This window comes from Streptomyces sp. R21 (genome assembly GCF_041051975.1).
Lineage (GTDB): Bacteria > Actinomycetota > Actinomycetes > Streptomycetales > Streptomycetaceae > Streptomyces.
Genome location: NZ_CP163435.1, coordinates 9,060,210 through 9,075,927 on the forward strand (window position 1 = coordinate 9,060,210; position 15,718 = coordinate 9,075,927).

The window sequence follows — 15,718 nt, forward strand, 5'->3', positions numbered from 1 at the left end:
AGGAGGCGAAGGCGATGTCGAACAGGAACGGCAACGGAGCACTCAGCGGCGCGGTGATCGCGGTCGCGGGTGCGGGCGGGCCCGCGGGCCGGGCCACGCTGATGCGGCTCGCCGAAGCGGGAGCCATCGTCGTCGGCTCGGACAACGACCCCGAACGGCTCGCGGAGGCCGTGGACGCGGCCAGCTACGCGCACGGCGGAGCCACCGTCGTCGGCGACACGGTCGACCTGCTCGACCTGCAGTCGACCCACGACTGGGCCGGCCGCATCGAGAAGGACTTCGGCCGCGTCGACGGTGTGGTCCACCTCGTCGGCGGCTGGCGTGGCAGCGAGACCTTCACCAAGACCAGTCTCGACGACTGGGACTTCCTCGAACTGCTGCTCATCCGCACCGTGCAGCACACCTCCCTCGCCTTCCACGAGGCGTTGCAGCGCAGCGAACGCGGCCGGTACCTCCTGATCAGTGCCGCGGGCGCGAGCAAGCCCACCGCGAGCAATGCCGCCTACGCCGCCGCCAAGGCAGCCGCCGAGGCGTGGACGCTGGCCATGGCCGACTTCTTCCGCAAGGCGGGGATCTCCGAGGGCGCCGACGGGCCGACGTCCGCGGCTGCGATCCTGGTCGTCAAGGCACTGGTGCACGACGCGATGCGCGCCGAGCGCCCGAACGCGAAGTTCGCGGGCTTCACCGACGTCAAGGAGCTGGCCGAGGCCATCGCAGGCGTCTGGGACAAGTCCGCCGCTGAAGTGAACGGAAACCGTCTGTGGCTGACCGAGAAGCCGTGAACCCTCCGAAGACCGACGCCCGGCGTCACCACGACCCGGCCGTCCGCGGCTTCGCCAGTGACAACTACGCGGGGGCCCACCCCGAGGTGCTCGCCGCCCTGGCCCTGGCCAACGGCGGGCATCAGGTCGCGTACGGCGAGGACGACTACACCGCCAACCTCCAGAGCATCGTCCGCAGCCACTTCGGCGCAAGCGCCGAGGCCTTCCCGGTCTTCAACGGCACCGGCGCGAACGTGGTGGCACTCCAGGCGGTCACCGACCGCTGGGGCGCGGTGATCTGTGCGGAGAGCGCGCACATCAACGTGGACGAGGGCGGCGCGCCCGAGCGGATGGGCGGCCTCAAGCTGCTCACCGTGCCCACGCCCGACGGCAAGCTCACGCCCGAGCTGATCGACCGGCAGGCGTTCGGCTGGGACGACGAGCACCGCGCGATGCCGCAGGTCGTCTCGATCGCCCAGAACACCGAGCTGGGCACCCTCTACACGCCCGACGAGATCCGCGCGATCTGCGACCACGCCCACGCGCGCGGCATGAAGGTGCACCTCGACGGCGCCCGGATAGCCAACGCGGCCGCCGCGCTGGACGTGCCGATGCGTACGTTCACCAACGCGGTCGGCGTCGACATCCTCACGCTGGGCGGCACGAAGAACGGCGCGCTGTTCGGTGAGGCGGTCGTCGTGCTCAACCGCGACGCCGTCAGCCACATGAAGCATCTGCGCAAGCTGTCCATGCAGCTCGCCTCCAAGATGCGCTTCGTCTCCGTACAGCTGGAGGCGCTGCTCGCCAAGGACCTGTGGCTGCGTAACGCCCGCCATGCCAACGAGATGGCCCAGCGCCTCGCCGAGGGCGTGCGCGCCGTGCACGGCGTGGAGATCCTCTACCCGGTGCAGGCCAACGCGGTCTTCGCGCGGCTGCCGCACGACGTCAGCGAGCGTCTGCAGAAGCGCTACCGCTTCTACTTCTGGGACGAGGCCGCGGGCGACGTCCGCTGGATGTGCGCGTTCGACACCACCGAGGACGACGTCGACGGATTCGTGGCGGCGCTCAAGGAGGAGATGGCGCACTAGCGTCTGCCCGCCAAGGGATCCAAAGCTGCATAGATATACGGTCGACCGAAAAGTCATTGACGCCCGGTCGGCCGTATTCCTATGCTCTGGGGCCATGGAGCTGATCCAGCAAACCCCTGACCTGTCTGCGTACTTGGCTGCCGACGAGGTCATCGACCACCATCACCCGCTGGTACGGGAGACGGCCGGGCGCCTCGCCAAGGGTGCAGCCGACTCGTATGCCTATGCGCAGGCGGCGTACGAATTCGTGCGCGACACCATCCCGCACTCGGCCGACTCCGGCGATCTGCGGGTCACCTGGCGCGCCTCCGACGTCCTGGAGCGGCGCACCGGAATCTGTCACGCCAAGGCCCATGCGCTGGCCGCGCTCCTGCGGGCCGAGGACATCCCCACCGCGCTGTGCTACCAGAGCCTGCTGCACGACGACGGCAGCGGGCACGTCGTGCACGGGCTGGTCGCGGTGCGCTTCAACGGCGCCTGGCACCGCCAGGACTGCCGCGGGAACAAGCCGGGCGTCGACGCGCGGTTCTCGCTCGACGGCGAGCGACTGGCCTGGGTCCCGGACCCGAAGTCCAATGAGATGGACTACCCGGTCCTGTACGCTGAACCTCACCCGGCTGTTCTGCGTGCCCTTCGGGGCGCCTCCGACCGGCCGCACCTGTGGAAGACCCTCCCCACCGCACTCTGAGGCAAGGCATCCGATGACCCTCACACTCACCGTGTCCGACGAGGTGCGCGCCCTCGCGCCCGGCTTCACCCACATCGCCGTCGAGGCGCAGGGACTCGTCAACGGGCCCAGCACCGAGGGGACTTCGGCCCTGCTCGACGACGCGGCCCGCCGTCTCGCCGTACGGCTGGACGGGCGCCCTGTGCACGAGGACCCGCACATGGCGGCCTGGCGGGAGACCTACACGGCGTTCGGCTCCAAGCCGAACCGGACCCGCAACTCGGCGGAGGCGCTGGCCAAGAGGGCCCTGACGGACGCCGGCCTGCCCCGCATCAACGTGCTTGTCGACATCTACAACGCCATCAGCGTCGCCCACCTGATCCCGGTCGGCGGCGAGGACACCGACCACATCCAGGGCGCGATGAACCTCGTACGGGCCACCGGTGACGAGGACTTCGTGACCGTCGCGGCCGGCGAGGAGACCGTCGAGCACCCCGACGCGGGCGAAGTGGTGTGGCGCGACGACGCGGGCGTGACCTGCCGCCGCTGGAACTGGCGCCAGGGGCCACGCACCCGGCTCACGGAAACGTCCGTGTCGGCGATCTTCCTCCTTGAGAGCCTGGCGCCGATGCCGGTCGCCGAGGTCGAGGCGGCCGGCGCGGAACTCGCCGAGCTGCTCGAGAAGTTCAGCCCCGGAGCGCGGATCACCGTTCACGCCCCGGCCTGACGAGTCGGTCCGCTCAGTGCTTCTCGGCGGCCCGGACCTCTTCCGGAGTCGGCGCCGTGCCGCCCAGGTGCGCCGGCATCCACCAGGTGTCGTCCGGTCCCTTGGGGCGTACGGGATAGGCGCGCTGGGCGGCTTCCAGGAGCTCCTGGACCCGCTCGCGCAGCCGCCGGGTGATCGCGCCCGCGTACTGGTCGGCCGGCGCCTCGACCGGCTCACCGACGCGGATCGTGATCGGGGTGTGGCTGCGCTTGAAGTTCTTCGGGTGGCCCTTGGTCCACAGGCGCTGGGTGCCCCACAGCGCCATCGGGATCAGCGGGACGCCGGCCTCCTGGGCCATGCGCGCGGCGCCCGACTTGAAGCTCTTCAGCGTGAAGGACTGAGAGATGGTCGCCTCGGGGAAGACGCCGACGATCTCGCCGGAGCGCAGCGACTGCAGCGCGTGCTGGTACGCCGTCTCACCCTGCTTGCGGTCCACCGGGATGTGCTTCATGCCGCGCATCAGGGGACCGGAGATCTTGTGCCGGAACACCGACTCCTTCGCCATGAAGCGCACGAGCCGCTTCTGGGGCAGGGCCGCCAGGCCGTCGAAGATGAAGTCCAGATAGCTGATGTGATTGCTCACCAGCACGGCGCCGCCCGAGCGCGGAATGTTCTCCGATCCCTGCAGGTCGATCTTGAGGTCCCAGGCCTTGAACAACGTTTGGGCGAGACCGACGACGGGACGGTAGACAAGCTCTGCCATGGACGGGGTGGACCCTTCTCTCTGCCTGGGACGGGATCCCCATGGGCGGGAAGTTACGCAGCCGTAGGTTTACGGCATTGCGCAGATCGTGCCCCAAGAACGGACGATGGGCCAGTCCTGGTGCCTGAGAACGGCGAGATCCTCGTCACGTCGACCACTTGATCCACCTCGGGCTTTTACGCTGCCTTTACTCTGCTCGAACGGTCACCCGCCGCACGAGCAGGTACATCTCGCACCCCAGGCAGTACCCGAACGCGGCGTTCAGGAACGCGGCGGCGAGCGCGGCCCCGGTCGCCGCGAGGCCGAGCCATTGCGGTCCCACCGCGTAGCCGAGCAGCCCCACGGCCGCGAAGCCCAGCCCGACCGCCTGCGCGAACCGCGGCGGCTCGGGCGACTCGAACTCCGTGGGCGGCCCGATCCGCGGGCGTACGGCCTTGCGGAACAGCCAGCCGTAGGGGCTCCGCCCCACCCCGCCCGCCGCGCCCAGCGCGAAGGCCAGCGTCTGCCAGGCCAGCAGCCAGGCGCTTCCCGTGATCAGCACGACCGCCAGTACGACGGTTGTCACGGCCGCACCGAACCGCGGCCCCCTCACATCGATGTCCATGAATCAAGCATTCCGCATCGGCCGGATTTCGGGGAGCCGGGAATCTTTGCGGTCTCGTGAACGCTGCAGCCGAGGATGACTGGACTTGTGGTGTGCGTGGTGGTGCTCGCACTGGCGAGCGGGTACGGAATGCTGCATCAGCGGCGGAACGGGAGGGTGAGAGTGCGCGGGCGCGACGGCGGGAAGCGGCTCGGCGCCGCGGAGTTGGGCGAGGGCCTCGGTGAACGGGCCACACTCGTCCAGTTCTCCAGCGCCTTCTGCGCCCCCTGCCGGGCGACCCGGCGGGTGCTCGGGGAGGTCGCCGGCATGGTGCCCGGCGTGGCCCACGTCGAGATCGACGCGGAGGACCACCTCGACCTCGTACGCGAACTGGAGATCCTCAAGACACCGACCGTGCTCGTCCTCGACGGGGACGGACGGATCGTGCGGCGGGCGACCGGCCAGCCCCGCAAGGCCGATGTGATCGCCGCGCTGGGCGAGGCCGTGGGGACCGGCGGTTCGCAACTGCCTCATACCCCCTGACCTGTGAGGCAGCCGGTGACGCAGCTCCCAGATTCCGGACCGTACTTGACTGTGTGCGCCGCCTTTCGTCAGCCTGACTGCATGCCCCCGGAACTCCTTCTCTTCGAGCGTGTCCACGTGGACCTGGCCCGCACCGCGAGTGCGCGCTGTCCGAGTTGCTGAGCAACCACGGATCCGCTCCTGACCTCCGGCAGAAGGACAACTCCATGACGGCCTCGCCCGACCTCGCCACTCCCCAGCTCGCCTCCCCGGACCTGCTGCGCTCCGTCTTCCGGCGGCACGCGGCCGGTGTCGCCGTGATCACGGCCCCGGGCGGCGGCGGCCCCGTCGGCTTCACCGCCACCTCGCTCACCTCGGTCTCCGCCGAGCCCCCGGTCATCTCCTTCGGTATCGGCCTGGGCGCCTCCAGCTGGCCCGCGATAGCCGAGTCCGACCATGTCGGCGTGCACATACTCGGCGAGCACCAGCAGGAGCTGGCCGCCACCTTCGCCAGGAGCGGTGCCGACCGCTTCGGCGCGCCGACCGGCTGGCGGGAGGGCCCCGAGGGCGTACCTGTGCTCGACGACGTACTCGCCTGGCTCGTGTGCCGTGTCGTGGCGCGTGTCCCGGCGGGGGACCACCGCATCGTCCTGGCCGAGGTCGTTCTCGGCGACCCCTCGGGCGCGGGCCGCCCGCTGCTCTACCACCAGGGGCGTTTCAGCGGCCTGCGCGACTAGGCTCGGTCCCGCATGATCCACGGGACGGCGCTCGAGCGGCTGTATTCGACTACACAGCGTTGCGAAGGTCACAGTTCAAAGCGCTTGCTTAGTGGGCATGGACTGGGTGTACTGACGAGTAATATTTCGTTCGGAGCGCGGGCCGCCCCGACCGGGATCGGCCGCTTCAGGCGCCTATGCTGCCTGAAAGAAGGCAGCCCAGAAATGACGATGCAGTAGGAGAGCCGGCGTGAGCTTGAGGATCGTTGTCACTGTGAAGTACGTGCCCGACGCCACTGGCGACCGGCACTTCGCCGATGACCTGACCGTCGACCGGGACGACGTGGACGGTCTGCTCTCGGAGCTCGACGAGTACGCGGTCGAGCAGGCACTGCAGATCTCCGACAACTCCGACGACGACGTGGAGATCACCGTCCTGACGGTGGGCCCCGAGGACGCCAAGGACGCGCTGCGCAAGGCGCTGTCCATGGGTGCCGACAAGGCGATCCATGTCGAGGACGACGATCTGCACGGCACCGACGCCATCGGCACCTCGCTGGTGCTGGCCAAGGCGATCGAGAAGGCCGGTTACGACCTGGTCATCTCCGGCATGGCCTCCACCGACGGCACCGCCGGCATCGTGCCCGCCCTGGTCGCGGAGCGTCTGGGCGTCCCGCAGGTCACCCTGCTGTCCGAGGTGAGCGTCGAGGACGGCACGGTCAAGGGCCGCCGCGACGGCGACTCCGCCTCCGAGCAGCTCGAGGCCTCCCTCCCGGCGGTCGTGTCGGTCACCGACCAGTCGGGCGAGGCGCGTTACCCCTCCTTCAAGGGCATCATGGCGGCCAAGAAGAAGCCGGTTCAGTCCTGGGACCTGGAGGACCTGGAGATCGACGCGGACGAGGTCGGCCTGGACGGCGCCTACACCGTGGTCGACTCCGCCACCCAGCGTCCGGCGCGCACCGCCGGCACGATCGTCAAGGACGAGGGCGAGGGCGGCAAGCAGCTCGCCGAGTTCCTCGCGGGCCAGAAGTTCATCTAAAGCGCCCGACTCGCTGACCGCCCCTCACCTTTCGCAAGCAGGAGAGTAGAAGTCCCATGGCTGAAGTTCTCGTCTACGTCGACCACGTGGACGGCGCCGTCCGCAAGCCCACCCTGGAGCTGCTGACGCTGGCCCGCCGCATCGGCGAGCCCGTCGCTCTCGCGCTGGGTGCCGGCGCTGCCGACACCGCCGCCGCGCTCGCCGAGCACGGCGCGACCCGCGTCCTGACCGCCGAGGCCGCCGAGTTCGCCGACTACCTGGTCGTGCCGAAGGTCGACGCGCTGCAGGCCGCCGTCGAGGCCGTCTCCCCGGCCGCCGTGCTGGTCCCGTCCTCCGCCGAGGGCAAGGAGATCGCCGCGCGTCTGGCGCTGCGCATCGGCTCCGGCATCATCACCGACGCCGTCGACCTGGAGGCCGGTGACGAGGGACCGGTGGCCACGCAGTCCGCGTTCGCCGCGTCCTTCACCACCAAGTCCCGTGTCGCCAAGGGCACCCCGGTCATCACCGTGAAGCCGAACTCGGCCCCCGTCGAGGCCGCCCCGGCCGCGGGCGCCGTCGAGGCCCTCGCGGTGTCGTTCGGCTCGCTGGCCACCGGCACCAAGGTCACCGCGCGTACCCCGCGTGAGTCGACCGGGCGTCCGGAGCTGACCGAGGCCGCGATCGTGGTCTCCGGTGGCCGCGGTGTCAACGGTGCCGAGAACTTCCCGATCATCGAGGCGCTGGCCGACTCGCTCGGTGCGGCCGTGGGTGCCTCGCGTGCCGCGGTGGACGCGGGCTGGTACCCGCACACCAACCAGGTCGGCCAGACCGGCAAGAGCGTGTCGCCGCAGCTGTACATCGCCAACGGCATCTCCGGCGCCATCCAGCACCGCGCCGGCATGCAGACCTCGAAGACGATCGTGGCGGTCAACAAGGACGCCGAGGCCCCGATCTTCGACCTCGTCGACTACGGCGTCGTCGGCGACCTCTTCGACGTCGTCCCGCAGCTCACCGAGGAGATCAACTCCCGTAAGGGCTGATCGAGTCGGGCTGTCACGAGGCCCCCGCGACCGCACCGGCGGTCGCGGGGGCCTCGGCTCGTTGCGGAGTGTCCGCGACGTCAGCCAGGAGTGAGCGACACCTGCACGGGCAGATGGTCGCTCGGGAACTGACCGTGCTTGGAGAAGGTGTTCGCCGAGGCGCGGTGCACCGTCACCCCCGGCGTCGCCAGGATCCAGTCGATCCGGTCGCCGTCGGGGACGAGCCCCTTGTAGCCGTGGAAGGTGCCGTAGAGCGGCCCGCGCTCGACCGCCGCGTCCCAGGTGTCGACGAGCCCGATGTCCAGCAGCGCGTCGTAGACGGGGTTGCGGTGCGCCGCCACGTTGAAGTCGCCCGTCATCAGCAGCGGCAGGGAAGTGTCCAGCCGGGCCATCCGCGCGGAGATCAGCGGTACGGAGCGCGTGCGCGCGCGTCGGCTCGCGTTGTCCAGATGGGTGTTGAGGAGGTAGAACTCCCGCTCCTCGTCGCGCAGATCGCGGAAACGGACCCAGGTGACCATGCGGACGCAGGAGCCGCCCCAGGTGTTCGAGCCGATCACGTCCGGGGTGTCGGAGAGCCAGAAGTGGTCGTACTCGACCGGGGCCAGGCGGCGGGTGTCGTAGAACACGGCCGCGAACTCGTCCCGGCTGCCGCCCGCGCGGCCCGTGCCGATCCAGTCGTAGCGCCGGCCGAGGTCGGACTCGATGTCGCGCAGCTGCTGGTAGAGGCCCTCCTGGGTGCCGATGACGGCGGGGGCCTCCCGGTGCAGCAGCTCGCGCATCACCGGGCGGCGCGCGGACCAGCTGTTGGGCTCGAACGCGCTCGCGTAGCGGAGATTGAACGTCATGACGTCCAGGCGGCGCCCCGGGCGCCGACCGGGCACGGCCGCCGCACCGAGCAGGGGCAGGACCGCGGCTGCGGCCGCCCCGGTTCGCAGGCCCATGCGACGCGTCACTCTGCTGGTGTTCGACACGCGACCGCCTCCTTCGCGAGTCAGGATGAAGGGTGCACACGGCTGCGCGGAAGAAGGCGGTGAGCCAGAACTGAGGATGAGGGGGATGGCGGACCACGCTGCGGACAGGTGTTGACCGGCGGGAAGGTCCACGGATAACTTCGCTCTACGGATTGTTGATTCCGTGAAGCGGAAAACAGGAGGGTGTGGGATGGGTCAGGGTCAGCAGGAGAAGGTGGCGACAAGCCTCGCGGGTGCCATCAGCGAGGAGATCAGCGCCTCCCTCGCCCCGGTCGACGCGGAGCTGGAGCGCCGCTATCCCGGAGACCCCGGCACCCGCCAGCCCGTCCACACCGTGTACGTGCCCGGTGACGTCTTCGCCGCCGACACCATCCGCTCCTGGGGCGACCGGGCCCTCGCCGCCCTCGACGAGCACGCCCCGGACGCCGCCTCCTTCGCGGCCGTCCTCGGCCTGACCGACGACCTCGCCGAGGCCGTGTACGACCGCGTCCGCGCCAAGCTGGAGCGCGAGCCCATCGAGGACCTGCGCGTCGACTTCGAGGACGGCTACGGCCCCCGCCCGGACGCCGAGGAGGACGAGGCCGCCGCCCGTGCGGCCCGGCTGATCGCCGAGGCGTACGAGAACGGCACCGCCGCCCCGTACATGGGCATCCGTATGAAGTGCATGGAATCCCCGGTCCGCGACCGCGGCATCCGCACCCTCGACATCTTCCTGACCGGCCTGATGGAGGCGGGCGGCCTGCCCGACGGGCTCGTCCTCACGCTGCCCAAGGTGACGTACGCCGAGCAGGTCACCGCCATGGTCCGGCTCCTGGAGGAGTTCGAGAAGGCACGCGGCCTGGAGCCCGGCCGGATCGGCTTCGAGATCCAGATCGAGACCAGCCAGTCCATCCTCGCCACCGACGGCACCGCCACCGTCGCCCGCATGATCCAGGCCGCCGAGGGCCGCGCCACCGGCCTGCACTACGGCACCTTCGACTACAGCGCCTGCCTCGGCGTCTCCGCCGCCTACCAGGCCAGCGACCACCCTGCCGCCGACCACGCCAAGGCGATCATGCAGGTCGCGGCCGCGGGCACCGGCGTACGCGTCTGCGACGGCTCCACCAACGTCCTGCCCGTCGGCCCCACCGAGAAGGTCCACGACGCCTGGCGGCTGCACTACGGCCTCACCCGCCGGGCCCTCTCACGCGCCTACTACCAGGGCTGGGACATGCACCCCGGCCACATCCCGACCCGCTACGCCGCCGTCTTCGCCTTCTACCGCGAGGGCTTCGAGCAGGCCGCGGGCCGCCTCGCCCGGTATGCCAACCACGCGGGCGGCGACGTCATGGACGAGCCCGCGACCGCCAAGGCCCTCAGCGGCTACCTGCTGCGCGGCCTGGACTGCGGAGCCCTCGACATCGCCGAGGTAGCCCGTCTGACCGGCCTGACCCGCACCGACCTGGAGGGCTTCGCCGCGCCCCGGCGGGCGGACCTGACGATCTCGGGCCTGTAGAAGACGAGGACATACGCGGGAGACATGTAGGGGGTCTGTCACAGCCGTCCCCGTAGACACGTACTGTCACCGCTGCCCCTTAGGCTGTACCGCACTTCATTGGTGTGTCACAGGAACGGGGCAGCGGTGTCTTCGGGGGACAACGAACAGACGGAGGGCGTCGGCCGGGTGCTCGCCGGGCGCTATCGCGTCGTGGCGCAGCTCGGCCGCGGCGGCATGGGCGTCGTCTGGAGAGCCGTCGACGAGGTGCTGGGCCGTGAAGTCGCCGTCAAGGAGCTGCGCACCTACACGGACGCCGCCGCGCCCGAACTGGCCGACCTGGGGCTGCGCATGCAGCGCGAGGCCCGTGCCGCGGCCCGGGTGCGCCATCCCGGAGTCGTCGCCGTGCACGACGTGGCCGAGGTCGACGGACGGCCGCTGATCGTCATGGAACTGGTCGACGGACCGTCCCTCGACGACGTGCTCCGCGAGCGCGGCACCCTCGATCCGCGCGAGGCCGCGTCCATCGGCGCCAAGGTCATGGACGCGCTCGCCGCAGCCCACCGCGCCGGGGTGCTGCACCGCGACGTGAAGCCCGGCAACATCCTCCTGGACCGCTCGGGCCGGGTCGTCCTGACCGACTTCGGCATCGCGACGATGGAGGACCCGGGCGACGGCTCCACCACCCACCTGACCCGCAGCGGCGAAATCGTCGGCTCGCTGGACTACTTGGCACCCGAACGGGCCCAGGGCAACGACCCCGGCCCCGCGTCGGACGTCTGGGCTCTCGGCGCGACCCTGTACGCCGCGGTCGAGGGCGCCTCGCCCTTCCGCCGTACGTCCACGTGGTCCACGCTCACCGCGATCGTGGTCGAGCCGCTGCCGGAGCCGCAGCGCGCCGGGCCCCTGGGCCCCGTACTGCAGCAGCTGATGCACAAGCAGCCGGACGCCCGCCCGGACGCGGACCGGGCGCGCCTGCTGCTGGAGCAGGTCGCGGCGGCGCCCGACGCCGACCTCGCGACGACGGGGCTGCGCGGGCCGGCGCCGCTGCCGCCGCGTGAGGCGATACGCGAGACGACGGAGCGCAGCGTTCCGTCGGTGCCGCCGGGCTTCGGACCGCCGGAGCCGGTGTCGCCCGCCCAAGTCCCGGCGTCCGGCGCCGGTTTCGGGGCGCCGCCCGGAGGCCCGACCGTGGCCACCTCGGCACCCGCCCCGCGCCGGGGCCGCGTCCTGCTGGCCGCCGTGGCCGTGACCGTCGTACTCGCCGCGACCGGCGTCACCGTCGCGCTCCTCGGCCGCCCCGACGACACCACCGACATCGCGGCAACGCCCCGGTCGTCCCACGGTTCCAGCGCCGAGCCGTCGGGGGACGACAGCCGCGGAGCGGACGACCTCTCGAACGGCGCCGAGCCCACCGAGAAGGGCGAGAGGAAGTCCAAGCCTCCGGGTACGGAGTCGGACCCCAAGAACAAGGCCACGCCCACGCGCGAAGCCACCGGGTCCGCGTCGAAGCACACCGGGGGCGGCACGGGCGGCAGTTCGGGGGACGGCTCGGGCGGCACAGGCGGTACGACGACGGGTGGCGGCTCGGGCGACGGCGGCACCACAGGCGGCAGCGGGAGCGGCGGTGGCGGCAGCTCCAGCCCCGCGCCGGTGTGCGACCCCGCCGGCGGCGGCAAGTACAACTGCACGGTCTGGCGCACCGCCAAGTCCTACACCGCCTCCGGGACGGAGGCGGGCGTCCTCAACGCGGGCACCAACTACTTCTACTGCCAGCAGAACCTGGGCCGCCGCGAGACCTACGGCGAGTGGACGAACGTGTGGTGGGCCAGGACGGACGACGACAGCGGCAACACGAACGTCTTCGTCAGCGACGTCTACCTCAAGGGCGGCGCGAACGACACCCCGCTCCCGGGGCTTCCCGTCTGCTGAGGCCGTACGTACCGCTCGAGCCCCGAGGCCATGGTGAGCCCCTCGTCCGCGAACAGGCGGGTGCCCAGGGCGCACAGCCGGACATCGAGGCGGGCCCGGGCGCAGAACTCCTCGGGCGTGTCCCCGAACAGTGCGCGCAGGCGTGTCGATCCGGCCAGAAGGTCGGTGAGCAGGCGCCGTTCGCCGGGATGCGCGCGGGGCGTTCCGGTGCCGTCGTGGAGGACTCCGCGACGGTTGACGTAGAGGTGGGCGCCCGGGAGGACCTGCCCGGACTCCAGCTCGACCCGGACGTCGGAGGAGGGCAGCCGGGCGCGGTCGTACGCTCCTGTCGGCGCCGTGACGCCCTCGCTCTCGTCGACCACGGCGAGCTGGGCGGCGTCGAGCCAGGTGAGGAACAACTCGCCGACCGTGCCCGGCGCCCGGAAGGGCGACGCGGACACGTACCCCATCAACGACACATGGGCCGAGACGCCGACGGCGATGCCGGTGACGCTCGCCTTCACCATCGGGATGGTGCCGGACACGCCGAACTCCGCCATCTTGTGCCGGAGTTGGGCCGGGCAGGCGTTGGAGCCGACGGCGAGAACGGGGGTGCGCCCCGGAAAGCTGTACGGCGGTTCGAGCGGCAACAGCCGGTCGCCGTCCAGGAGTCCGGACTCCGCGGGCCACCGGCCCGGGTAGGCGAGGGGATGGTCGCGCGGCGCCTCGGCCAGACCGAGCGCCGTGAGGGAGCGAGGGTCCGGGGTGCTGTCGGCTCGGCCCATGTGTCAGTCCGCGGGCGGCAGTTCGCCCGAGCCGCGGGTGATCAGCCGGGTCGGCAGCTCGATGCGTTCGGGGGTGACGAGGCTGCCGTCCAGCTGCCGGAACAGGCGTTCGGCGGCGGTGCGACCGAGGGCGGCGGCGTCCTGGGCGACGACGGTCACGCCGGGCTGGAGGAGGTCGGCGAGCTCGATGTCGTCGAAGCCGACGAGGGCGACGGGGCGGCGGCGCTCGGCGATGACCCGGACGACCGTGACGGTGACGCGGTTGTTGCCGGCGAAGACCGCGGTGACGGGGGAGGGGCCGGAGAGCATGTCCTCGGCGGCCTTCCGTACCCGCCGCGGGTCGGTGACGCCCAGGGACATCCAGGATTCCTCGACGGGTATGCCCGCGTCCTCCATGGCGGCGCGGTAGCCGCGCAGGCGCTCGGCGGCGGTGTGGATGCGCGGCATGTCGCCGATGAAGCCGATGCGGCGGTGGCCGTGGGCGATGAGGTGGGCGACGCCGTCGTGGGCACCGCCGAAGCTGTCCGACAGGACGACGTCGGCGTCGATCTTCGCGGCGGGTCGGTCCACGAAGACCGTGGCGACGCCCGCCTTTATCTCGGGCTCCAGATACCGGTGGTCGTCACCGGCGGGGATGATCACGAGCCCGTCCACCCGGCGCGCGCACAGCGCGAGGACCAGCTCCTGCTCGCGGTCCGGGTCCTCGGCGCTGGAGCCGTTGATGAGCAGAGCGCCGTGCGCCCGGGCCACCTCCTCCACGGCGCGGCTGAGGGGGCCGTAGAACGGGTCGGCGAGGTCCTCCAGGACCAGGCCGATGCTGGCGGTGCGGCCCTTGCGCAGCACCCGCGCGCTGTCGTTGCGGCGGAAGCCGAGTGAGTCGATGGCCTCCTGGACGCGGCGCTCGGTGTCCGGGGTGACGCCCGGCTCGCCGTTGACCACCCGGGAGACCGTCTTCAGCCCGACGCCGGCACGCGCGGCGACGTCCTTCATGGTCGGACGGTTGCCGTAGCGGTTCTCGGAGCGGCGGGCGGTCTCTGCCACGATGCGCTGTCCTGTCCTGTCGTCCACGGGGATGCGATGATCCTCGGGGTTGTAAGAGGATGTGGCGTCGAGCATAGAGCCTGGACAACGTTGTCATATGCGGGGGAGACTGTCCATCGCAATCTCCGGCCTGCGCCCCCACCGCCGGACCGGCCTGCCCTTTCCTCAAGGTTCAGCGGGAGATCTGACTCTGATGCACACCGACCTCGTGGCCGCGCTCGACATCGGCGGCACCAAGATCGCCGGAGCGCTGGTGGACGGCCGCGGCCGGATCCTGCTGCGCGCCCAGCGCCCGACGCCCGCGCAGGAGGAGGGCGACACCGTGATGCGTGCTGTGGAGGACGTGCTCGGCGAGCTGACCGCCTCCCCGCTGTGGGGCAGGGCGGGGGCCGTCGGCATCGGCAGCGCGGGGCCCGTGGACGCCTCCGCGGGCACGGTGAGCCCCGTGAACGTGCCGGGGTGGCGCGGCTATCCGCTGGTCGAGCGGGTCCGTTCGGCCACCGGAGGCCTGCCGGTCGAGCTGATCGGCGACGGGGTGGCGATCACCGCGGCCGAGCACTGGCAGGGCGCCGCGCGGGGGCACGACAACGCGCTGTGCATGGTGGTCTCCACCGGCGTCGGCGGCGGACTGGTCCTCGGCGGTCGGCTGCACCCCGGCCCGACGGGCAACGCCGGGCACATCGGCCACATCAGCGTCGACCTCGACGGCGACGCGTGCCCGTGCGGCTCCCGTGGCTGCGTCGAGCGCATCGCCAGCGGTCCCAACATCGCCCGCCGCGCTCTGGAGCAGGGCTGGCGTCCTGGTGCCGACGGCGACACCTCGGCCGCCGCGGTGGCCGCCGCCGCGCGCGAGGGGGATCCGGTCGCCGTGGCCTCCTTCGAGCGGGCCGCACAGGCGCTGGCTGCCGGGATCGCGGCCACCGCGACCCTGGTCGAGATCGACATCGCGGTGATCGGCGGGGGTGTGGGCAAGGCCGGCGACATCCTCTTCACGCCCCTGCGCAAGGCCCTGGCCGACTACGCGACCCTCTCCTTCGTCCAGCGGCTGACGGTCGTGCCCGCGCAGATGGGCACGGATGCGGGCCTGGTGGGAGCGGCCGCAGCCGCCGGCACGTCACCTCGCCCCACGGCCGTGTGAAAAGCGGTGGTTAGCGCTCCATTCGGCGGTTAGCGCTCCGTTGGTCGTCTGTTGGGGCATTCGCGGACGATCACTCAGGTGCGGCGCACGCCGCACCTGAGGGAGGGAACCGAACATGAACGCACGCAGCATCGTGACCCGGGCTGCCGTCGGGGCGGGCACGCTGGCCGGAGTCGCCGCGCTGGTGCTGGGCGGCAGCGGGGTCGCCTCTGCCGAGACCGCGCGGTCCACGGTCTGGAGCAACAGCTGCTCGGGCAGCCTGATGACCGAATACGTCTCGGGCGGCGGGGGCTGGCAGGTCCGGAACTACGTGAACAACAGCAATGGCGGCACCACGTGTTCGGGCTGGATCGACTGGGCTCCGGACGGTGACACCAACCACTTCTACGGTCTGCAGAACCGGATCTGGGTCGACGCGTGGAACACCCAGGAGTCCACCTACATCCCGGACAACGACCCCGCACTGGCCCGCGTCTGTGTGCAGGCCAAGGGCGACAACACCGCGCGCTGCAGCGCGTGGTGGTAGGCCGATGA

General features: G+C 71.3%; 17 protein-coding genes. 12 read left to right on the forward strand and 5 right to left on the reverse strand.

Annotated elements, in window-relative coordinates; genetic code table 11:
• Window positions 1–14: 14 nt before the first annotated feature.
• The 4 genes from AB5J56_RS40510 to AB5J56_RS40525 all read left to right on the forward strand — a co-directional run bounded on the left by AB5J56_RS40510 (window position 15) and on the right by AB5J56_RS40525 (window position 3,243).
• On the forward strand, window positions 15–782 hold the full coding sequence (locus AB5J56_RS40510) for an SDR family NAD(P)-dependent oxidoreductase (RefSeq protein WP_369240706.1): 768 nt from the start codon (window positions 15–17) through the stop codon (window positions 780–782).
• Window positions 779–1,849 (forward strand): low specificity L-threonine aldolase, encoded by a 1,071-nt coding sequence (locus tag AB5J56_RS40515; RefSeq protein ID WP_369240708.1) that lies wholly within the window; start codon window positions 779–781, stop codon window positions 1,847–1,849. Before AB5J56_RS40510 ends, AB5J56_RS40515 begins: the two co-directional genes overlap by 4 nt.
• A 94-nt stretch (window positions 1,850–1,943) precedes the next feature.
• Window positions 1,944–2,537 carry a transglutaminase domain-containing protein gene (locus tag AB5J56_RS40520; RefSeq protein WP_369240710.1) on the forward strand — a complete coding sequence of 198 codons (594 nt, stop codon included), beginning with the start codon at window positions 1,944–1,946 and terminating at the stop codon, window positions 2,535–2,537.
• A gap of 13 nt (window positions 2,538–2,550) precedes the next feature.
• Complete coding sequence (locus AB5J56_RS40525) at window positions 2,551–3,243, forward strand: B3/4 domain-containing protein (RefSeq protein ID WP_369240712.1); 693 nt, start codon at window positions 2,551–2,553, stop codon at window positions 3,241–3,243.
• A gap of 13 nt (window positions 3,244–3,256) precedes the next feature.
• On the opposite strand, the gene AB5J56_RS40530 is transcribed toward AB5J56_RS40525, so the two are convergent.
• Both AB5J56_RS40530 and AB5J56_RS40535 read right to left on the reverse strand, forming a co-directional pair.
• On the reverse strand, window positions 3,257–3,985 hold the full coding sequence (locus AB5J56_RS40530; protein ID WP_369240714.1) for a lysophospholipid acyltransferase family protein: 729 nt from the start codon (window positions 3,983–3,985) through the stop codon (window positions 3,257–3,259).
• A gap of 187 nt (window positions 3,986–4,172) precedes the next feature.
• Entirely contained in the window at window positions 4,173–4,589 is a 417-nt protein-coding gene (locus AB5J56_RS40535; RefSeq protein ID WP_369240716.1) for a DUF4395 domain-containing protein, read from the reverse strand.
• A gap of 75 nt (window positions 4,590–4,664) precedes the next feature.
• On the opposite strand from AB5J56_RS40535, the gene AB5J56_RS40540 reads away from it, so the two are divergent.
• The 4 genes from AB5J56_RS40540 to AB5J56_RS40555 all read left to right on the forward strand — a co-directional run bounded on the left by AB5J56_RS40540 (window position 4,665) and on the right by AB5J56_RS40555 (window position 7,864).
• Window positions 4,665–5,111, forward strand: coding sequence for a TlpA family protein disulfide reductase (locus AB5J56_RS40540; protein ID WP_369240718.1), 447 nt, complete (start codon window positions 4,665–4,667; stop codon window positions 5,109–5,111).
• A gap of 206 nt (window positions 5,112–5,317) precedes the next feature.
• Complete coding sequence (locus AB5J56_RS40545; RefSeq protein WP_369240720.1) at window positions 5,318–5,827, forward strand: flavin reductase family protein; 510 nt, start codon at window positions 5,318–5,320, stop codon at window positions 5,825–5,827.
• A 229-nt stretch (window positions 5,828–6,056) separates the two neighbouring features.
• The gene (locus AB5J56_RS40550) at window positions 6,057–6,845 is read left to right on the forward strand and encodes an electron transfer flavoprotein subunit beta (protein ID WP_369240722.1); all 789 of its coding nucleotides are present in this window, start codon (window positions 6,057–6,059) and stop codon (window positions 6,843–6,845) included.
• A gap of 56 nt (window positions 6,846–6,901) precedes the next feature.
• Entirely contained in the window at window positions 6,902–7,864 is a 963-nt protein-coding gene (locus AB5J56_RS40555) for an electron transfer flavoprotein subunit alpha/FixB family protein (protein WP_369240724.1), read from the forward strand.
• A gap of 80 nt (window positions 7,865–7,944) precedes the next feature.
• On the opposite strand, the gene AB5J56_RS40560 is transcribed toward AB5J56_RS40555, so the two are convergent.
• Window positions 7,945–8,835: an endonuclease/exonuclease/phosphatase family protein gene (locus AB5J56_RS40560; RefSeq protein ID WP_369240726.1), complete on the reverse strand. Its 891-nt coding sequence runs from the start codon at window positions 8,833–8,835 to the stop codon at window positions 7,945–7,947.
• A 190-nt stretch (window positions 8,836–9,025) separates the two neighbouring features.
• On the opposite strand from AB5J56_RS40560, the gene AB5J56_RS40565 reads away from it, so the two are divergent.
• The gene (locus tag AB5J56_RS40565; protein WP_369240728.1) at window positions 9,026–10,330 is read left to right on the forward strand and encodes an aldolase/citrate lyase family protein; all 1,305 of its coding nucleotides are present in this window, start codon (window positions 9,026–9,028) and stop codon (window positions 10,328–10,330) included.
• Between the two features lie 126 nt (window positions 10,331–10,456).
• Window positions 10,457–12,241, forward strand: coding sequence for a protein kinase (locus AB5J56_RS40570; RefSeq protein WP_369240730.1), 1,785 nt, complete (start codon window positions 10,457–10,459; stop codon window positions 12,239–12,241).
• Here AB5J56_RS40570 and AB5J56_RS40575 read toward each other — a convergent pair.
• Window positions 12,187–13,005, reverse strand: a complete 819-nt coding sequence (locus AB5J56_RS40575) for a hypothetical protein (protein WP_369240732.1) — start codon at window positions 13,003–13,005, stop codon at window positions 12,187–12,189. The genes AB5J56_RS40570 and AB5J56_RS40575 overlap by 55 nt on opposite strands.
• 3 nt (window positions 13,006–13,008) lie before the next feature.
• On the reverse strand, window positions 13,009–14,073 hold the full coding sequence (locus tag AB5J56_RS40580) for a LacI family DNA-binding transcriptional regulator (RefSeq protein ID WP_369240734.1): 1,065 nt from the start codon (window positions 14,071–14,073) through the stop codon (window positions 13,009–13,011).
• Window positions 14,074–14,239: 166 nt separating this feature from the next.
• On the opposite strand from AB5J56_RS40580, the gene AB5J56_RS40585 reads away from it, so the two are divergent.
• Both AB5J56_RS40585 and AB5J56_RS40590 read left to right on the forward strand, forming a co-directional pair.
• Window positions 14,240–15,184, forward strand: coding sequence for an ROK family protein (locus AB5J56_RS40585; RefSeq protein ID WP_369240736.1), 945 nt, complete (start codon window positions 14,240–14,242; stop codon window positions 15,182–15,184).
• A gap of 115 nt (window positions 15,185–15,299) precedes the next feature.
• Window positions 15,300–15,710 carry a hypothetical protein gene (locus AB5J56_RS40590; protein WP_369240738.1) on the forward strand — a complete coding sequence of 137 codons (411 nt, stop codon included), beginning with the start codon at window positions 15,300–15,302 and terminating at the stop codon, window positions 15,708–15,710.
• Window positions 15,711–15,718 lie beyond the last annotated feature (8 nt).